The organism is Streptomyces sp. NPDC005931 (assembly GCF_042871235.1).
Classification (GTDB): Bacteria; Actinomycetota; Actinomycetes; order Streptomycetales; family Streptomycetaceae; genus Streptomyces.
Genome location: NZ_JBIAIG010000002.1, coordinates 466,680 through 482,501, shown reverse-complemented (window position 1 = coordinate 482,501; position 15,822 = coordinate 466,680). Strand labels below are relative to the sequence as shown.

15 protein-coding genes are annotated in these 15,822 nt (G+C 73.3%); 7 read left to right on the top strand and 8 right to left on the bottom strand.

Features of this window, described 5'->3' with window-relative positions; genetic code table 11:
• Positions 1–47 precede the first annotated feature (47 nt).
• From ACFYOV_RS06175 to pdhA, 3 genes are read right to left on the bottom strand one after another with little or no spacing between them, the layout of a single operon-like run.
• The gene (locus ACFYOV_RS06175) at positions 48–1,472 is read right to left on the bottom strand and encodes a dihydrolipoamide acetyltransferase family protein (protein WP_389083391.1); all 1,425 of its coding nucleotides are present in this window, start codon (positions 1,470–1,472) and stop codon (positions 48–50) included.
• Positions 1,472–2,476: an alpha-ketoacid dehydrogenase subunit beta gene (locus ACFYOV_RS06170; RefSeq protein ID WP_389083388.1), complete on the bottom strand. Its 1,005-nt coding sequence runs from the start codon at positions 2,474–2,476 to the stop codon at positions 1,472–1,474. The genes ACFYOV_RS06175 and ACFYOV_RS06170 overlap by 1 nt, the downstream gene beginning before the upstream one ends.
• The gene (gene pdhA / locus ACFYOV_RS06165; protein WP_389083386.1) at positions 2,473–3,615 is read right to left on the bottom strand and encodes a pyruvate dehydrogenase (acetyl-transferring) E1 component subunit alpha; all 1,143 of its coding nucleotides are present in this window, start codon (positions 3,613–3,615) and stop codon (positions 2,473–2,475) included. The genes ACFYOV_RS06170 and pdhA overlap by 4 nt, the downstream gene beginning before the upstream one ends.
• Positions 3,616–3,803: 188 nt before the next feature.
• Between pdhA and ACFYOV_RS06160 the strand changes: the two genes are divergently transcribed.
• On the top strand, positions 3,804–4,286 hold the full coding sequence (locus tag ACFYOV_RS06160; protein ID WP_389084082.1) for an Lrp/AsnC family transcriptional regulator: 483 nt from the start codon (positions 3,804–3,806) through the stop codon (positions 4,284–4,286).
• A 263-nt stretch (positions 4,287–4,549) separates the two neighbouring features.
• Here ACFYOV_RS06160 and ACFYOV_RS06155 read toward each other — a convergent pair whose 3' ends face one another.
• On the bottom strand, positions 4,550–5,140 hold the full coding sequence (locus tag ACFYOV_RS06155) for a TetR/AcrR family transcriptional regulator (protein WP_389083384.1): 591 nt from the start codon (positions 5,138–5,140) through the stop codon (positions 4,550–4,552).
• Entirely contained in the window at positions 5,137–6,672 is a 1,536-nt protein-coding gene (locus ACFYOV_RS06150; protein ID WP_389083381.1) for a 3-hydroxyacyl-CoA dehydrogenase, read from the bottom strand. Before ACFYOV_RS06150 ends, ACFYOV_RS06155 begins: the two co-directional genes overlap by 4 nt.
• 159 nt (positions 6,673–6,831) lie before the next feature.
• Between ACFYOV_RS06150 and paaN the strand changes: the two genes are divergently transcribed.
• On the top strand, positions 6,832–8,523 hold the full coding sequence (paaN, locus tag ACFYOV_RS06145) for a phenylacetic acid degradation protein PaaN (RefSeq protein WP_389083379.1): 1,692 nt from the start codon (positions 6,832–6,834) through the stop codon (positions 8,521–8,523).
• Between the two features lie 59 nt (positions 8,524–8,582).
• On the opposite strand, the gene ACFYOV_RS06140 is transcribed toward paaN, so the two are convergent.
• The 3 genes from ACFYOV_RS06140 to ACFYOV_RS06130 are packed head-to-tail and all read right to left on the bottom strand — an operon-like array spanning position 8,583 to position 11,597.
• Complete coding sequence (locus ACFYOV_RS06140) at positions 8,583–9,455, bottom strand: TrmH family RNA methyltransferase (protein ID WP_389083376.1); 873 nt, start codon at positions 9,453–9,455, stop codon at positions 8,583–8,585.
• A gap of 10 nt (positions 9,456–9,465) precedes the next feature.
• A complete protein-coding gene (locus tag ACFYOV_RS06135) occupies positions 9,466–10,713 on the bottom strand; it encodes an HTTM domain-containing protein (RefSeq protein ID WP_389083374.1) in 1,248 nt (415 codons plus the stop codon).
• Positions 10,710–11,597 carry a DUF5819 family protein gene (locus tag ACFYOV_RS06130; protein WP_389084080.1) on the bottom strand — a complete coding sequence of 296 codons (888 nt, stop codon included), beginning with the start codon at positions 11,595–11,597 and terminating at the stop codon, positions 10,710–10,712. Before ACFYOV_RS06130 ends, ACFYOV_RS06135 begins: the two co-directional genes overlap by 4 nt.
• Positions 11,598–12,143: 546 nt before the next feature.
• On the opposite strand from ACFYOV_RS06130, the gene paaA reads away from it, so the two are divergent.
• The 5 genes from paaA to ACFYOV_RS06105 are packed head-to-tail and all read left to right on the top strand — an operon-like array spanning position 12,144 to position 15,760.
• Positions 12,144–13,154, top strand: a complete 1,011-nt coding sequence (gene paaA, locus ACFYOV_RS06125; RefSeq protein WP_389083371.1) for a 1,2-phenylacetyl-CoA epoxidase subunit PaaA — start codon at positions 12,144–12,146, stop codon at positions 13,152–13,154.
• Complete coding sequence (gene paaB / locus ACFYOV_RS06120) at positions 13,151–13,438, top strand: 1,2-phenylacetyl-CoA epoxidase subunit PaaB (protein ID WP_389083369.1); 288 nt, start codon at positions 13,151–13,153, stop codon at positions 13,436–13,438. Before paaA ends, paaB begins: the two co-directional genes overlap by 4 nt.
• Positions 13,435–14,169 carry a 1,2-phenylacetyl-CoA epoxidase subunit PaaC gene (gene paaC / locus ACFYOV_RS06115; RefSeq protein ID WP_389083367.1) on the top strand — a complete coding sequence of 245 codons (735 nt, stop codon included), beginning with the start codon at positions 13,435–13,437 and terminating at the stop codon, positions 14,167–14,169. Before paaB ends, paaC begins: the two co-directional genes overlap by 4 nt.
• Positions 14,163–14,702: a 1,2-phenylacetyl-CoA epoxidase subunit PaaD gene (gene paaD / locus ACFYOV_RS06110; RefSeq protein WP_389083365.1), complete on the top strand. Its 540-nt coding sequence runs from the start codon at positions 14,163–14,165 to the stop codon at positions 14,700–14,702. The genes paaC and paaD overlap by 7 nt, the downstream gene beginning before the upstream one ends.
• Positions 14,702–15,760 (top strand): 2Fe-2S iron-sulfur cluster-binding protein, encoded by a 1,059-nt coding sequence (locus ACFYOV_RS06105; protein ID WP_389083362.1) that lies wholly within the window; start codon positions 14,702–14,704, stop codon positions 15,758–15,760. The genes paaD and ACFYOV_RS06105 overlap by 1 nt, the downstream gene beginning before the upstream one ends.
• Positions 15,761–15,822: the final 62 nt, after the last annotated feature.

The window sequence follows — 15,822 nt, the reverse complement described above, 5'->3', positions numbered from 1 at the left end:
ATCACGGAGAACGCGGGGGGCCGGGAGGTACCGGGAAGAGGCCGGAATCACAGGGTGCGCAGCAGCACCGCCGGTTGTTCCACGCAGTCCGCCACGTACCGCAGGAAGCCGCCCGCCGTGCCGCCGTCGCACACCCGGTGGTCGAAGGTGAGCGAGAGCTGGACGACCTGGCGTACCGCCAGCTCCCCCTCGTGCACCCACGGCTTGGGGACGATCCGGCCGACGCCGAGCATGGCCGCCTCCGGGTGGTTGATGATCGGAGTGGAGCCGTCGACGCCGAAGACGCCGTAGTTGTTCAGCGTGAACGTGCCACCGGTGAGTTGGGCGGGCGTGAGCGTGCCGGCCCGGGCCGCCTCGGTCAGCCGGGCGAACTCCGCGGTCAGCGACTCGGCGTCCCGCGCGTGCGCGTCCCGGACGACGGGGACGACGAGGCCCCGGTCGGTCTGGGCGGCGAACCCGATGTGCACCTGCTCGTGGCGGACGATCTCCCGGGCCTCCGTGTCGACGGAGGAGTTGAGCTCAGGGAAACGGGCCAGCGCGGCGGTGCAGATCCGCGCCAACAGGGCGAGCACGGAGATCTTCGGCCCGCCGGCCGCGTTCATCGCGGCCCGTGCCCGCATCAGCTCGGTCGCGTCGGCGTCCACCCAGCAGGTCGCGTCCGGTATCTCGCGGCGGCTGCGGGACAGCTTGTCGGCGACGGCCCCGCGGATGCCCTTGAGGGGGACGCGGGTGACGTGCGCGGTCCGCGGAGCGGCGGACGCCGTGGCGTGCGCCGGCTGCGGGGCCGCGGTGGCCGGCGACCCCGCCCGCGCGGCGGGCGTCTGGCCCTGGGCGGCGGCAGCACGCAGCGCGTACTCCACGTCCGCCCGCAGGATCAGTCCGTCGGGTCCGGAGCCGGTCATCTCCCGCAGGTCCAGGCCGTTCTGCCGGGCCAGCCTTCGCACCAGGGGCGAGATCACCGGGACGGGACCGTCCACCGGGCCGGCGGCCGCGGTCCGGCCGTCACCGGCGGCCGCCGTGCGACTGCCGTTCGCCGCGGTGGCCGTGCCCTTGCCGCCGGCGGTCGCGCCGGCCTGGGGCGCGACGGTGCCCGGGCGCACCCGGCGGCGCCGGGCCGGGGCCTCGGAGGTGCCGTAGCCGACCAGGACGTTGCCGGAGCCCTCGGTGGCCGCCTGGTCCTGGCCGCGCGTGCCCTCGGCCGTCGCGGCACCCGCGCTCCCCGCCGGTTCGCCGACCGCCACCGTCAGCAGCGGGGCGCCCACGGGCAGCTCCGTGCCCTCGTCGCCGTAGCGGGCCGTGACCACGCCGCCGTAGGGGCAGGGCACCTCCACCATCGCCTTGGCCGTCTCGACCTCGACGACCGGCTGGTCGACGGCGACGACATCGCCGACCTCCACCAGCCAGCGCACGATCTCCGCCTCGGTGAGCCCCTCACCCAGGTCGGGGAGCTTGAACTCCAGCACCTGTGCCATCAGCTCTCGGCCTCCCACTGCAGGCGCCCCACGGCGTCCAGGATCCGGTCCACGCCGGGCAGGTGGTGGCGCTCCAGCATCGGCGGCGGATACGGCAGGTCGAACCCGGCCACACGCAGCACCGGCGCTTCCAGGTGGTGGAAGCAGCGCTCCGTGATCCGGGCCGCGATCTCCCCGCCCGGGCCGCCGAAGCCACCCGACTCGTGGACGACGACCGCGCGCCCCGTCCGCCGCACCGAGGCGCACACCGTCTCGTCGTCGAACGGCACCAGGGAGCGCAGATCGACGATTTCGAGGTCCCAGCCCTCGGCCCGGGCCGCCTCGGCCGCCTCCATGCAGACGGGTACGGACGGCCCGTACGTGATGAGCGTGGCGCTCCGGCCGGAGCGCCGCACCACCGCGCGGCCTATCGGTTCAACGGTCGCGGGCTCCTGCGGGTTCCAGGAGTCCTTCGACCAGTAGAGCCGCTTGGGCTCCAGGAAGACGACCGGGTCGTCGGAGGCGATGGCGGCGCGCAGCAGCCCGTAGGCGTCGGGGACGGTGGCGGGCGTGACGACGTGCAGGCCCGGGGTCGCCATGTAGTACGCCTCGGAGGAGTCGCTGTGGTGCTCGACGCCGCCGATGCCGCCGCCGTAGGGGACGCGGATGGTGAGGGGCAGCGGCATCTTGCCGCGCGTGCGGTTGCGCATCTTCGCGACGTGGGAGACGAGCTGCTCGAACGCCGGGTAGGCGAACGCGTCGAACTGCATCTCCACGACCGGGCGCAGCCCGTACATCGCCATGCCGACGGCCGTCCCGAGGATCCCCGCCTCGGCCAGCGGCGTGTCCGTGCAGCGGTCCTCGCCGAACTCCTTGGCGAGCCCGTCGGTGATCCGGAAGACACCGCCGAGGGTGCCGACGTCCTCGCCCATCACGTGCACCGACGGGTCGGCCGCCATGGCGTCGCGCAGTGCGCGGGTGAGGGCCTGTGCCATGGTGGCCGGCTTGAAGGCGACGGTGGTCATCGCTGCGCCCCTTCCGACTCGTCCTCGGCGTCCAGTTCGGCCCGCAACTGTGCCCGCTGCTCCAGCAGCTGGGGGGTGGGCTCGGCGTAGACGTGGGCGAAGAGGTCCATGGGGTCGAGCTCGGCGTCGCGGTTCATGTGCTCGCGCAGGGCGGCGGCCATGGTCTCGGCCTCCTGCCGGGCCGCCTCGATGCCGTCCGCGTCGAGCAGACCGCGCCCGGTGAGCTCCTGCTCCAGCAGCGTGACGGGGTCGTGCCGCTTCCAGGTCTCGACCTCGGCGTCACCGCGGTAGCGGGTCGCGTCGTCGGCGTTGGTGTGCGCCTCCACGCGGTACGTGATCGCTTCGACGAGGGTGGGGCCACCGCCCGCGCGGGCGTGCCGTACGGCGTCGGCGAGCACCTCGTGCACGGCGGCGGCGTCGTTGCCGTCGACCAGGCGGCCGGGCATGCCGTAGCCGACGGCCTTGTGGGCCAGCGACGGGGCAGCGGTCTGCTTGGCGAGCGGGACGGAGATGGCGAAGCCGTTGTTCTGGACCAGGAAGACGACCGGGGCCTGCCAGACGGCGGCGAAGTTCAGCGCCTCGTGGAAGTCGCCCTCGCTGGTGCCGCCGTCGCCGACCATGGCCAGGGCCACCACGTCGTCGCCCTTGAGGCGGGCCGCGTGGGCGAGCCCGACGGCGTGCGGCAGCTGGGTGGCCAGCGGGGTGCTGAGCGGAGCGACCCGGTGCTCGTAGGGGTCGTAGCCGGTGTGCCAGTCGCCGCGCAGCAGGGTGAGGGCCTCGACGGGGGCCACGCCTCGGGCGACCACGGCGAGGGTGTCGCGGTAGCTCGGGAAGAGCCAGTCGCGCTCCTCGAGGACCAGCGCGGCGGCGATCTCGCAGGCCTCCTGGCCGGTGCTGGAGGGGTAGACCGCGAGACGGCCCTGCTTGGTGAGTGCGGTCGCCTGTGCGTTGTAGCGGCGGCCCTTCACCAGCTCCGCGTACAGCCGGCGCATCAGCTCCGGGTCGGCCTTGGCGGCCGCCTCGGTGCCGAGCACGCGATACGGCTCCGCGTCCGGCAGCAGCGGCGCGGGGTCGGTGCGGGGCGTCCAGGCGGGCGGCGGGGTCGGCCGGTACGCGCCCCGCTGCTCCATGACCGTCATGACGGCACCTCCTCGTGGGAGCGGCTAGGAGGCGCGGCGTCTGTGACGCGCCTCACCAACCGATTGTTCGGTCGCCGGCACATTTTGGCTACGGGTGGCGCCAGGCTGTGGACAAACGGTTCTCCACAGCATGGGATGGACGCAGGACGTCCATCGTAGGGAGGCGGGGGCGCGTGGCATCTGAACAAATGGCCGAGGGCACGGAGGGGAGCGAGCCTCAGCCGCCGCGACCGCTGGACGCCATCGACCAGGACATTCTGCGCATGCTCCAGGCGGACGGCCGCTCCTCGATCCGGTCGGTCGCCGAACGCGTCCACGTCTCCCGCGCGAACGCCTACGCGCGCATCAACCGGTTGGTGGAGGACGGTGTCATCCGCGGCTTCGGGGCGCGCGTCGACCACGAGCGGGCGGGGCACGGGACGTCGGCGTACATCACCCTCAAGATCGTGCAGAACTCCTGGCGCACGGTCCGCGAGCAACTGCGGCAGCTCCCCGGCGCCTCCCATATCGCCCTGGTGGGCGGGGACTTCGACGTGCTGCTGCTGGTGCACACGCCGGACAACCGGGCGCTGCGCGAGCTGGTGCTCACCCGACTCCAGGCCATCCCCGAGGTGCTCAGCACCCGCACGCTGCTGGTGTTCGAGGAGGAGGACCTGGAGCCGCAGGGCTGAGGCGGGCGGCCGGGGAGGCGGCCCTCCCGGAGGGCCGGGCGCGCTCGGGCGACAAGGAGGCGCGGCTATCAGAGGCGCGGCCGGGTGCGGACGACGGGCAAGTAGCGAGGCCGGGCGCGCTCGGGCGACCAGGAAGGCGCGGCCGGGCGCGCACGACCACCAAAAAGCCAGGCCGGGCGTGGGCGCACGACCACCAAGGCGGAGCCGAGAGGGCGCGGGACCGGGCGGGCCGGAAGGGCACACCCGCACCCGCCTCCCCACCCTCAGGAGGACCGGCGCAGCCCCCCGAAGGCCAGCCGGACGACCGCGTCGGCGACCTCGCGCTCGTTCATGCCGCGCCCGTCGGGGCGGTACCACTCGGCGATCGAGTTGACCATGCCGAAGACCAGCCGGGTCGCCAGCCGAACCTCTATGTCGGGGCGCACGTCCCCCTCGGCCGCCGCGGCCTTCAGCAGCCCGGCCACCCGGTGGTCGAACTCGCGGCGCCGCTCCAGGGCCCACCGTTCGGTGTCCGTGTTGCCGCGCACCCGCAGCAGCAGCGTCACGTACGGCAGTTCGGCGATCAGCACCTCGACCGTGCGCCGTACGACGTGCTCCAGGCGCTCCACGGCCTTCCCCACGCGCGCGTGCTCCTCGTCGAGGATGCCGAAGAGTCCGTCCAGCGCCCGGCTCACCGCGCGGCGCAGCAGCTCCTCCTTGCCGGCCACGTGGTGGTAGATCGACGACTTGGAGATCCCGGCCGCCTTGGAAAGGTGCTCCATGGAGGTGCCGTCGTAGCCGCGCTCGTTGAAGACCCGCACGGCGACGGACAGCAGCGTCTCCGGGGTGTAGGTGTCGCGCCGGGCGGTGGTCATGGGGTGGTCTCCCGCTGCTCGGCGGCGTGCGCGTGGCGCCACAGCGCGAGGGACGGTGCGCAACGGCCGGACGGATCGACCCGGTGGAGGTCCTCCAGCAGGGAGTACGCCCAGCCCGGGCCGAGCCGACGGCTCCACTCGAAGGGGCCGAGGGGGTGGTTGACGCCCAGCCGCATCGCGGTGTCGACGTCCTCCTCGGTGGCCACGCCCCGCGCCACCGCGTCGTGCGCGAGGTCGATGATCCGGGCCACGGTCCGACCGACGACCATGCCGGACAAGGGGTCGTCGTCGAGGACGGTGACGCTCTTGCCGAGCGCCTGGAAGAGCCCGGTGGCCCCGGCGAGGGTCTCGGCGGAGGCGTCCGGGTCGGCGGCGAGGGCGACCCGGCCGGCCGCGCGGTAGTCGGCGGACACGTCGAAGGCGACGAAGTCGGCGCGGCCCTCGTCGTCCACGAAGAACACGCTCCCGACCAGGCCGACCTTGCCGCCGCCCGGCAGCCGCAGGTACCCGGCCTCACCCGGCTCCCCGTCCTCGAGGCGCATCTCCACGCCCGACTCGGCGATCATCCCCGTCAGTTCGGCGGCGGCGCCGAGGTCACCGACCACGGTGACGTACGCCGGCCGGTCCTCCTTGTCCGCGGTGCTCGGCTCGGGCCGCCGCGCCCCCTCCCCGTACGGGTACCAGCCGTGCCCCGACTTGCGGCCGAGCCGGCCCGACTCGACCAGGCGGCGCTGGGCCAGGGATGGCCGGAAGCGGGCGTCCTGGAAGAAGGACTCCCAGACCGAGCGGGTCACCGCCTCGTTGACGTCCTGCCCGATCAGGTCGGTGAGTTCGAAGGCGCCCATGCGGAAGCCGCCCGCCTCGCGGAGCACCGCGTCGATGGTGGCGGGGTCGGCCACGCGCGTCTCGTGGAGCTCGAACGCCTCCGCGTAGAAGGGCCGGGCGATGCGGTTGACGACGAACCCGGGGGTGTCGGCGCAGGCGACCGGCTTCTTGCCCCAGGCACGGGCGGTCTCGTACGCGCGCGTGGCGTGGACCGCCTCCGTGGCGTGCCCGGTCACGACCTCCACGAGCGGCAGCAGTGGCGCGGGGTTGAAGAAGTGCAGGCCCACGAAGCGGCCGGGCCGGCGCAGGGCGCCGCCGATGGCGGTGACCGACAGGGAGGAGGTGTTGGTGGCGAGCAGGCAGTCGCCGGAGACGACGTCCTCCAGCGCGCGGAACAACTCCTGCTTGACGTCCAGGCGTTCCAGGACCGCCTCGACGACCAGTCCGCAGTCTCCAAGTTCGGACAGGTCCGCTGCGGGCAGCAGGCGGGCACGCGCCGCGTCCCGGTCGGCCGGGGCGAGCCGCTCCTTCTCCACGAGCCGGTCGAGCCGGGCACCGATCGCGTCGGCCGCCTCGCGGGCGCGGCCCGGGGCGGCGTCGTACAGCCGCACGGTGTGCCCGGCGACCAGCGCGACCTGGGCGATTCCCTGGCCCATGGTGCCGGTGCCGACGACCGCCACGGGGCTGCTGAGGTCGAGTGCTGTCATGTGCGCGATCCTCCCGCACGGGGCTTTCCACAGATGCGGCGGACCCCTTGAACCGACCGATCGTTCGGTTACTCTAACTCTGACCACCCATTCCTGCCCATCTTCATGCCCAGGTCATGAACTCGACGAAGAGTTCTCCAGACGAGGAGTTGGTCCCCCATGGCCGCCGAACTCACGGCGCACGAGCTGATCGCCCGCCACCGGCCCACCCTGGACCAGGCGCTCGAAGCGATCCGCACGCGCGCGTACTGGTCCCCGCACCCGGAGCACCCCAAGGCCTACGGGGAGAACGGCAGCCTGGACATGGCCGCGGGCAAGGCCGCCTTCGACGCCCTGCTCGGCACCCGCCTCGACCTCGGCCAGCCGGGCACGGACGGCTGGGTCGACGGCGAGGTCTCCCCGTACGGCATCGAGCTGGGCGTGAGCTATCCGCACGCCGAACTCGACGTGCTGCTGCCCGCCATGCGGGCCGGGATGCGGGCGTGGCGGGACGCGGGCGCGGAAGGGCGCGCGGTGGTCTGCCTGGAGATCCTCAAGCGGATCAGCGACCGGACCCACGAGTTCGCGCACGCGGTCATGCACACCTCCGGGCAGGCGTTCATGATGGCGTTCCAGGCGGGCGGCCCGCACGCGCAGGACCGCGGCCTGGAGGCGGTCGCCTATGCATACGTGGAGCAGGTCCGCACACCCGAGACCGCGGAGTGGACCAAGCCCCAGGGCAAGCGCGACCCACTGGCGCTGACCAAGCACTTCACCCCCGTCCCGCGCGGCATCGGCCTGGTCATCGGCTGCAACACCTTCCCGACGTGGAACGGCTACCCGGGCCTGTTCGCCTCCCTCGCCACCGGGAACGCGGTCCTGGTCAAGCCCCACCCCCGCGCGGTGCTGCCGCTGGCGCTCACGGTGCAGGTGGCGCGCCAGGTGCTCACCGAGGCCGGCTTCGACCCGAACCTGGTGGCGCTGGCCGCCGAGCGACCCGGCGAGGGCATCGCCAAGACGCTCGCGACGCGCCCGGAGATCCGGATCATCGACTACACCGGTTCCACCGAGTTCGGCGACTGGCTGGAGGCCAACGCGCGCCAGGCGCAGGTCTACACGGAGAAGGCCGGTGTCAACACGGTCGTCGTGGAGTCCACGGACGACTACCGGGGGATGCTCGCCAACCTGGCGTTCTCCCTGTCGCTCTACAGCGGGCAGATGTGCACCACCCCGCAGAACCTGCTGATCCCGCGCGACGGCATCACCACCGACCAGGGCCCCAGGTCCTACGACGAGGTCACCGCCGACCTCGCGAAGGCGATCGACGGCCTGCTGGGCGACGACTCGCGCGCCAACGCCCTGCTCGGCGCCATCGTCAACCCGGACGTCAAGGCCCGCCTCGAGGCCGCCGCCGGCCTCGGCGAGGTCGCCCTCGCCTCTCGCGAGGTGGCCAACCCGGAGTTCCCGGGCGCGGTGGTCCGCACCCCGGTGCTCGTGAAGCTGGACGGCGCCAAGCCGGACGCCGAGGCGGCGTACATGAGCGAGTGCTTCGGCCCGGTCTCGTTCGCCGTCGCGGTCGACTCGCCCGGCGACGCGGTCGAGCTGCTGCGGCGCACCATCCGGGAGAAGGGCGCCATGACCGTCGGCGCGTACACGACCTCGACGGAGGTCGAGGCGTCGGTGCGCGAGGTCTGCCTGGAGGAGGCCGCCCAGCTCTCCCTCAACCTCACCGGCGGGGTGTACGTCAACCAGACGGCCGCCTTCTCCGACTTCCACGGTTCCGGCGGCAACCCGGCGGCCAACGCGGCCCTGTGCGACGGCGCCTTCGTCGCCAACCGCTTCCGGGTGGTCGAGGTGCGCCGCGAGGCATAGGGCAGGGAGGGGCTCGGCAGGTCCAGCGGCGGCTCGGGCGGCAGCAGGGCCCGGCGGGTCTAGGCGGACGCGCCCCCGGTGGCACTCCAGTGGTACAGCGTCATCGCCACGCTGGTGGCGAGGTTGTAGCTGGAGACCTGGGGGCGCATCGGCAGCGCCACCAGGTGGTCCGCCCGGGTGCGCAGTGCGGGCGACAGCCCGCTGCGCTCGGACCCGAAGGCGAGCAGCGCGTCGTCCGGCAGCGTCAGCGAGCGGATGTCCTCGCCCTCGGGGTCGAGCGCGAACAGCGGCCCGGGCGGCAGTTCGTCGACGCCGAGCCGTTCCACGGCGGTGGCGAAGTGCAGCCCGGCCCCGCCGCGCACGACCGTGGGATGCCAGGGGTCGAGCGTGCCGGTGGTGACGACCCCGGTCGCCCCGAAACCGGCGGCCAGCCGGATCACGGCGCCCGCGTTGCCCAGGTTGCGAGGGTTGTCGAGCACCACCACGGGGGCGGTGCGCGGGGTGTGCGCCAGCCGCTCTAGGTTGCCCGCGCGGGCGGGCCGTTCGGCCAGCGCGGCCACGGCCGTGGGGTGCGGGCGTGCCACCAGCGACGCGTACGTCCCGTGCGGCACCTCGGTCAGCAGCTCCGCCAGCGTCTCCCGCACGTCCGGCGCCAGTTCGTCGGCCAGGGCGAGTGCGGCGGCCCGGTCGGCGGTGACGGCCACCTCGACCCGCGCACCGAAGCGCACCGCGTGCTTGAGGGCGTGGAAGCCGTCGAGCAGGACGGCCGTGCCGGCCAGACGGCGCCAGACGGCGACGGCATCGGCGGGTTCGGGCGCCGTCGTCGCACGAGCGAGGCCTGGGGTCGTCTTCGCGGGACCGAGGTCGGAGGCGGTCGTCGCGGGACCGAGGTCGGAGGCGGTCGTCGCGGGGTCGGGGTCGGGCGCGGTCATGCGGTGAAGCCTACGTGCGGCCGCTCGGCGTCTCCCGGGGCGTGGGAACCACCGTCCGGGGATCCCCGCCGGGGCCCGGCTCCCCGGGCCGTGGCCCGGGCACGGTGGGCGTTCCGCCTCCGTGCGGGCGCAGGCGGCCACGCGCGCGTGCCACCCCGTTCCCCAGGCGCCGCAGGAAGGACGTCGGCAGGAAGACCGCGTCGGCCGCGATCATCGCCAGTGAGAAGAAGGGCAGGCCGAGGACGACCGCGATCACCGCGTGCTCGGTCATCATGACGGCCAGCAGGACGTTCTTGACCCGCCGGTTGAACAGCGTGAACGGGAAGGCGACCTGCACCGCGACCGTCCCGTAGGTCACCAGCATCACGACGGTGCCGCTCGCGGAGAGCAGGTCGGCGAGGCCCGGCCAGGGCGAGAAGTACTCCAGTTGCAGCGGATAGTAGACCGCCGTGCCGTCCTGCCAGCGGGAGCCCTGGACCTTGTACCAGCCGGCCGTGGCGTAGATCAGACACGCCTCGGCCATGATCACCAGCAGTGCGCCGTTGTGCACGATGTTCGCCACGACGTCCAGCAGGACCCGGGCCTGCCCGGCCCGCGTGCGGCGGCCCACCAGCCACCAGAGGGCCTGCGCCGCCCACGTCGTCCACAGCAGCACCGGGATCAGCCGGTCGCCGTCCAGTCGGCCCGCCGCGGTCACCACGAGCAGCAGGAGGCCCAGCACCCCCCACAGCGCCTGCCCGACCCGGTCCCGCGGCAGCTCCCCACGCGCGCGTGCCTCCCGTGTGCGCCGCTCCCGGCGCGCGTCCAGCGACCAGACGTGACCGCAGCGCGTGAACACGAGGTAGACCGACATCAGGTGCAGGACGTTGTCGCCGCCGTCGCCCATGAAGATGCTGCGGTTCTGCAGCGAGAGCACGCCCACCATGAACAGCACCGACATGGTCCGGGTGCGCCAGCCGAGCAGCAGCAGGACGCCGGACAGCATCGCGAGCCCGTAGCAGACCTCGAACCAGCCCCGGCCGTCGAACCACAGCAGCACCGTGAAGGCACCGTTCATCCCCACCAACTGCTCGGCGAGATCCGTGTTCCAGGGGCCGCCGGGGCCGTACAACTCGTGGCGGTGGGGGAACTCGCGCAGCAGGAACAGCAGCCAGGTGGCGCTGAAACCGACGCGGATCACGGCGGTCTGGTACGGGCCGAGGGCGCAGTCGGCGACCCGCGCGATGACGCGCGATACCGCGAGCGAGAAGCGGTTCACCCGACGCCTCCCCGGGCCTCGTCCTCCGGCACCGGCCACCAGGGCAGCGTGCGGTACACCGGCGTGGTGGAGATCCGCTCCCGGCTCCACTCGGGTGCGGGCACGTTGGACGTGCGGGAGCGCACCTGTACGCGCTCGACGAGGCCGCCCGGTCCCGCGGCGTCCGCCCGGTCCAGGCGCAGCACCATGATCCGGCGCAGATACGTCTCGGACAGCGCGCCCCGCAGGCCCATCGGTCGGTTGTCCGCATCGTGGGAGGCGACGAAGAAGTCCCAGGCGCGGCGCAGTTCGTTCTGCTGGGTGTGACTGGGCAGGGGATTTCCGTCGATGGCGCGGCCGTCCTCGGCGGACAGGTCGTACCAGCCGGTGGTCCGCGCTCCCCCGTCACCCGTCCGGATGTCGGCGCGCACCTGCACGGCGATGTTCTGCTGCAACGGGTTCGGCGCGAACAGCTTCCAGTTCTGTTCGAACTCCGGGTAGATCCAGTCCTCGATCACCGCGCCGTGCTCCTTGGAGACCGTGTTCGAGGGCGCGACGTGCAGGAACGTCATCCCGAGATGCACGCAGACCGCTGCCGCCACGAGGGCCAGGGCCACCGCGGCCCCGATCTGATGGCGCAGCGAGAGCGCGGCCACACCGGTGCGGGGCTCGGACGGCCGGGACGGGTCGCCGAACTCGCTCGGCGGACACGGTTGGGTGGGCTCGGCCGACCGGGACGGGTCACCGAACTGGCTCGGCGGACACGGTTCGGTGGGCTTGGCCGGCCGCGACGGGAGGGCGGGCCCGGACGGCCGCGACGGGAGGGCGGGCCCGGACGGCCGCGACGGGAGGGCGGGCCCGGACGGCCGCGACGGGAGGGCGGGCCCGGACGGCCGCGACGGCAGAGCGGACTCCGGTCGCTCGGCCGAGCCGGCCGGTTCCGACGGTCCGGTCCGGTGGGTCGAGGCGGTCGGCGGCGGCGAGTCGGCCGGCCCGGCCCGGTGGGCCTGGTGGGCCTGGTGGGCCTGGTGGGCCTGGTGGTTCTGTCCGGCGGGACTGGTCGGCCGCTCGGGGCCGGGGCCGTGGCGGGCGCGGGAGCCCTCGTCGTGCGCGTCCATTCCGCCCCTTGCCCCCGATCCCGGTTCCGTCGCCGTCTCCGCCCGGCCGCGGCGGTGTGCACCGTCCACGCCCCGCTCTGCCCCGTCGCACCGGAACGGTACTCAGCCCCGGCGATCCGGCACAGTCCCGACCGCCGCCCGGGGCAGTGGCCGTCACCACACCCGGGCTCCCTCCCTGTTGTCCACAGGCGGCGACCGGCGTCCACGGGCGGCCCCCCGCAGGTTATCCACAGCGGTTGACACCTTGCGGTGCCCGTCACACCATGGAACCGCACGAACCGAACGATCGGTCGGGAGCGTGCTCCGAAGGAAGCCCAGGTCAAGGGGGACCACATGGCGACAGCAGCCGCGCGCGACACGGCACGTGGCCAGACGTACGACGCACCGGACGGCACCGGCGACGCCGACGAGCTGGAGCGCGCCTTCGACGCGGCCGTGGCCGCCGACGAGCGGATCGAGCCGCGCGACTGGATGCCGGACGCCTACCGCGCCACCCTCGTGCGCCAGATCGCCCAGCACGCGCACTCCGAGATCATCGGCATGCAGCCGGAGGCCAACTGGATCACGCGCGCTCCCTCGCTGCGCCGCAAGGCGATCCTGATGGCCAAGGTGCAGGACGAGGCCGGGCACGGCCTGTACCTCTACAGCGCCGCCGAGACGCTCGGCGTCGACCGCGAGGAGCTGCTGGACAAGCTGCACTCCGGCCGCCAGAAGTACTCCTCGATCTTCAACTACCCGACGCTGACATGGGCCGACGTCGGCGCCATCGGCTGGCTGGTGGACGGCGCCGCGATCACCAACCAGGTGCCCCTGTGCCGCTGTTCCTACGGACCGTACGCGCGGGCGATGGTCCGCATCTGCAAGGAGGAGTCCTTCCACCAGCGCCAGGGATACGAGCTGCTGCTGGCCCTGAGCCGCGGCACCCCCGAACAGCACGCGATGGCACAGGACGCGGTGGACCGCTGGTGGTGGCCGTCCCTGATGATGTTCGGCCCGCCCGACGACGAGTCCCAGCACTCCGCGCAGTCGATGGCCTGGAAGATCAAGCGGCATTCGAACGACGAACTGCGCCAGCGCTTCGTCGACATCTGCGTCCCCCAGGCCGAGTCGCTCGGCCTGACCCTTCCCGACCCGGACCTGAAGTGGAACGAGGAGCGGGGGCACCACGACTTCGGCCCGATCGACTGGACGGAGTTCTGGGAGGTCCTCAAGGGCAACGGCCCCTGCAACGAGCAGCGACTGTCCCGCCGCAGGCAGGCGCACGAGGACGGCGCCTGGGTCAGGGAGGCCGCCGCGGCCTACGCGGCCAAGCACACCGGTGAGTACGAAGGGGCACACGCATGACCACCACCGACTGGCCTCTGTGGGAGGTCTTCGTGCGCTCACGCCGCGGCCTCTCCCACACCCACGCCGGCAGCCTGCACGCCCCGGACGCCGAACTGGCCCTGCGCAACGCGCGCGATCTGTACACCCGGCGCGGCGAGGGTGTCTCGATCTGGGTGGTGCCGTCGTCCGCGATCACCGCCTCCTCGCCCGACGAGAAGGACCCGTTCTTCGAGCCGGCCGCCGACAAGCCCTACCGGCACCCCACGTTCTACGACATCCCCGAGGGGGTGCAGCACCTGTGACCACCACACCCGCCGAGGACACCGTGCCCGCCACGGCCGCCCTGGCCCTGGGCGACGACGCACTGGTGCTCTCCCACCGCCTGGGCGAGTGGGCCGGTCACGCCCCCGTGCTGGAGGAGGAGGTCGCCCTCGCCAACATCGCCCTCGACCTGCTGGGCCAGGCCCGGGTCCTGCTGTCGATGGCCGGTGACGAGGACGAGCTGGCGTTCCTGCGCGAGGAGCGCGCCTTCCGCAACCTCCAGCTGGTGGAACAGCCCAACGGCGACTTCGCCCACACCATCGCCCGCCAGCTGTACTTCTCCACCTACCAGCAGCTGCTGCACGCCGAACTGGCCTCGGGCGACGGTCCGTTCGCCCCCCTGGCCGCCAAGGCGGTCAAGGAGGTCGCCTACCACCGCGACCACGCCGAGCAGTGGACTCTGCGGCTCGGCGACGGCACCGACGCCAGCCACGCGCGCATGCAGCGGGCCGTGGACGCGCTGTGGCGGTTCACCGGCGAGATGTTCCAGCCGGTCGAGGGACTCGAGGTGGACTGGGCGCGCCTGGAGACGTCCTGGCTGCAGCAGATCCGCGAGGTGCTGGACCGGGCCACCCTCACGGTGCCCGAGGGTCCGCGCACGGGAGCCTGGGCGGCGGGCGTGGGCCGCCAGGGCCTGCACACCGAGCCCTTCGGCCTGATGCTCGCCGAGATGCAGCACCTGCACCGCAGCCACCCGGGGGCGACATGGTGACGGCGACACCGCTGGAGGCGGAACTGCTGGAGCTCGCCGGTTCGGTGCCCGACCCCGAACTGCCCGCGCTGACCCTGCGCGAGCTGGGTGTGGTGCGCGCGGTGCACGCGCGCGGCACGGACACGGTCGAGGTCGAACTGACCCCCACGTACACCGGCTGCCCGGCCGTCGAGGCGATGTCCATGGACATAGAGCGGGTGCTGCGCGAGCACGGCGTGCGCGAGGTCACCGTCCGCCGGGTGCTCGCCCCCGCCTGGTCGACGGACGACATCACGGACGAGGGGCGGCGCAAGCTGAGGGAGTTCGGCATCGCCCCGCCGCGCGTGCGCCGGGACTCCGGGCCCGTTCCGGTGACGCTCGGACCGGCCCGCACCCAGGTCGCCCCCGGCGACGAGCAGCTGCCCCCCGTCCGCTGCCCGCACTGCGGATCCGCCGAGACGGAGCTGCTCAGCCGCTTCTCGTCCACGGCGTGCAAGGCGCTGCGCCGGTGCCTGACCTGCCGTGAACCGTTCGACCACTTCAAGGAGTTGTGATGGCGCGTTTCCACCGGCTCCGGGTGGCCGCGGTCGACCGGCTCACCGACGACTCCGTCGCCCTCACCCTCGCCGTCCCCCCGGACCTGCGGGAGGAGTACCGCCACGCCCCCGGCCAGCACCTCGCCCTGCGGCGCACGGTCGACGGTGAGGAGATCCGGCGCACCTACTCCATCTGCTCCCCGGCACCCGACGGGGAGGGGCCGGGCACCCTGCGGGTGGGGGTGCGGCTGGTCGAGGGCGGCGCGTTCTCGACCTATGCGCTCAAGGAAATCAACCTCGGCGACGAGCTGGAGGTCATGATCCCGGCCGGCCGCTTCACGCTCCAGCCCGCCCCCGGCCTGTACGCCGCGGTCGTCGGCGGCAGCGGCATCACCCCGGTGCTGTCGATCGTCTCGACGCTCCTCGCCCGCGAGCCCCGGGCCCGCTTCTGCCTCATCCGCAGCGACCGCACGACCGCCTCCACGATGTTCCTGGAAGAGGTCGCCGACCTGAAGGACCGCTACCCCGAGCGGCTCCAGCTGGTGACGGTGCTCTCCCGCGAGGAGCAGCAGGCCGGCCTGCCCTCCGGCCGGCTCGACCGCGACCGGCTGACCGGGCTGCTTCCGGCGCTGCTGCCCGTCGGCCGGGTGGACGGCTGGTTCCTGTGCGGACCGTACGGACTGGTCCAGGGAGCCGAGCGGGCACTGCGTGACCTCGGCGTCGTCCGGTCCCGCATCCACGAGGAGATCTTCCACGTGGACGCCGGCACGGCACTCGCCTCCCCGGCACCGGCCCCAGCGCACAGCACGGTCACCGCCCGCCTCGACGGGCGTGGCGGCACCTGGCCGGTCCAGGCCGGTGAGAGCCTTCTGGACACCGTGCTGCGCAACCGCCCCGACGCCCCCTACGCCTGCAAGGGCGGGGTCTGCGGCACGTGCCGGGCCTTCCTGGTCTCCGGCGAGGTGCGCATGGACCGCAATTTCGCCCTGGAGTCGGAGGAGACCGAGGCGGGGTACGTCCTCGCCTGCCAGTCGCACCCACTCACCGAGCGGGTGGAGCTGGACTTCGACCGCTGACGGCAGGGAGCCCCGGGCCGGATGTCTTCCCGGCCCGGGACGACATCCGTCCCGGGCCGGGA

Coding starts and splice junctions, on each gene's coding strand:
- ACFYOV_RS06175 (WP_389083391.1), bottom strand. CDS start 1,472: ATGGCACAGGTGCTGGAGTTCAAGCTCCCCGACCTGGGTGAGGGGCTC.
- paaB (WP_389083369.1), top strand. CDS start 13,151: ATGACCACCACCGACTGGCCTCTGTGGGAGGTCTTCGTGCGCTCACGC.
- paaN (WP_389083379.1), top strand. CDS start 6,832: ATGGCCGCCGAACTCACGGCGCACGAGCTGATCGCCCGCCACCGGCCC.
- pdhA (WP_389083386.1), bottom strand. CDS start 3,615: ATGACGGTCATGGAGCAGCGGGGCGCGTACCGGCCGACCCCGCCGCCC.
- ACFYOV_RS06160 (WP_389084082.1), top strand. CDS start 3,804: ATGGCCGAGGGCACGGAGGGGAGCGAGCCTCAGCCGCCGCGACCGCTG.
- ACFYOV_RS06155 (WP_389083384.1), bottom strand. CDS start 5,140: ATGACCACCGCCCGGCGCGACACCTACACCCCGGAGACGCTGCTGTCC.
- ACFYOV_RS06170 (WP_389083388.1), bottom strand. CDS start 2,476: ATGACCACCGTCGCCTTCAAGCCGGCCACCATGGCACAGGCCCTCACC.
- ACFYOV_RS06150 (WP_389083381.1), bottom strand. CDS start 6,672: ATGACAGCACTCGACCTCAGCAGCCCCGTGGCGGTCGTCGGCACCGGC.
- paaA (WP_389083371.1), top strand. CDS start 12,144: ATGGCGACAGCAGCCGCGCGCGACACGGCACGTGGCCAGACGTACGAC.
- ACFYOV_RS06140 (WP_389083376.1), bottom strand. CDS start 9,455: ATGACCGCGCCCGACCCCGACCCCGCGACGACCGCCTCCGACCTCGGT.
- ACFYOV_RS06105 (WP_389083362.1), top strand. CDS start 14,702: ATGGCGCGTTTCCACCGGCTCCGGGTGGCCGCGGTCGACCGGCTCACC.
- paaD (WP_389083365.1), top strand. CDS start 14,163: ATGGTGACGGCGACACCGCTGGAGGCGGAACTGCTGGAGCTCGCCGGT.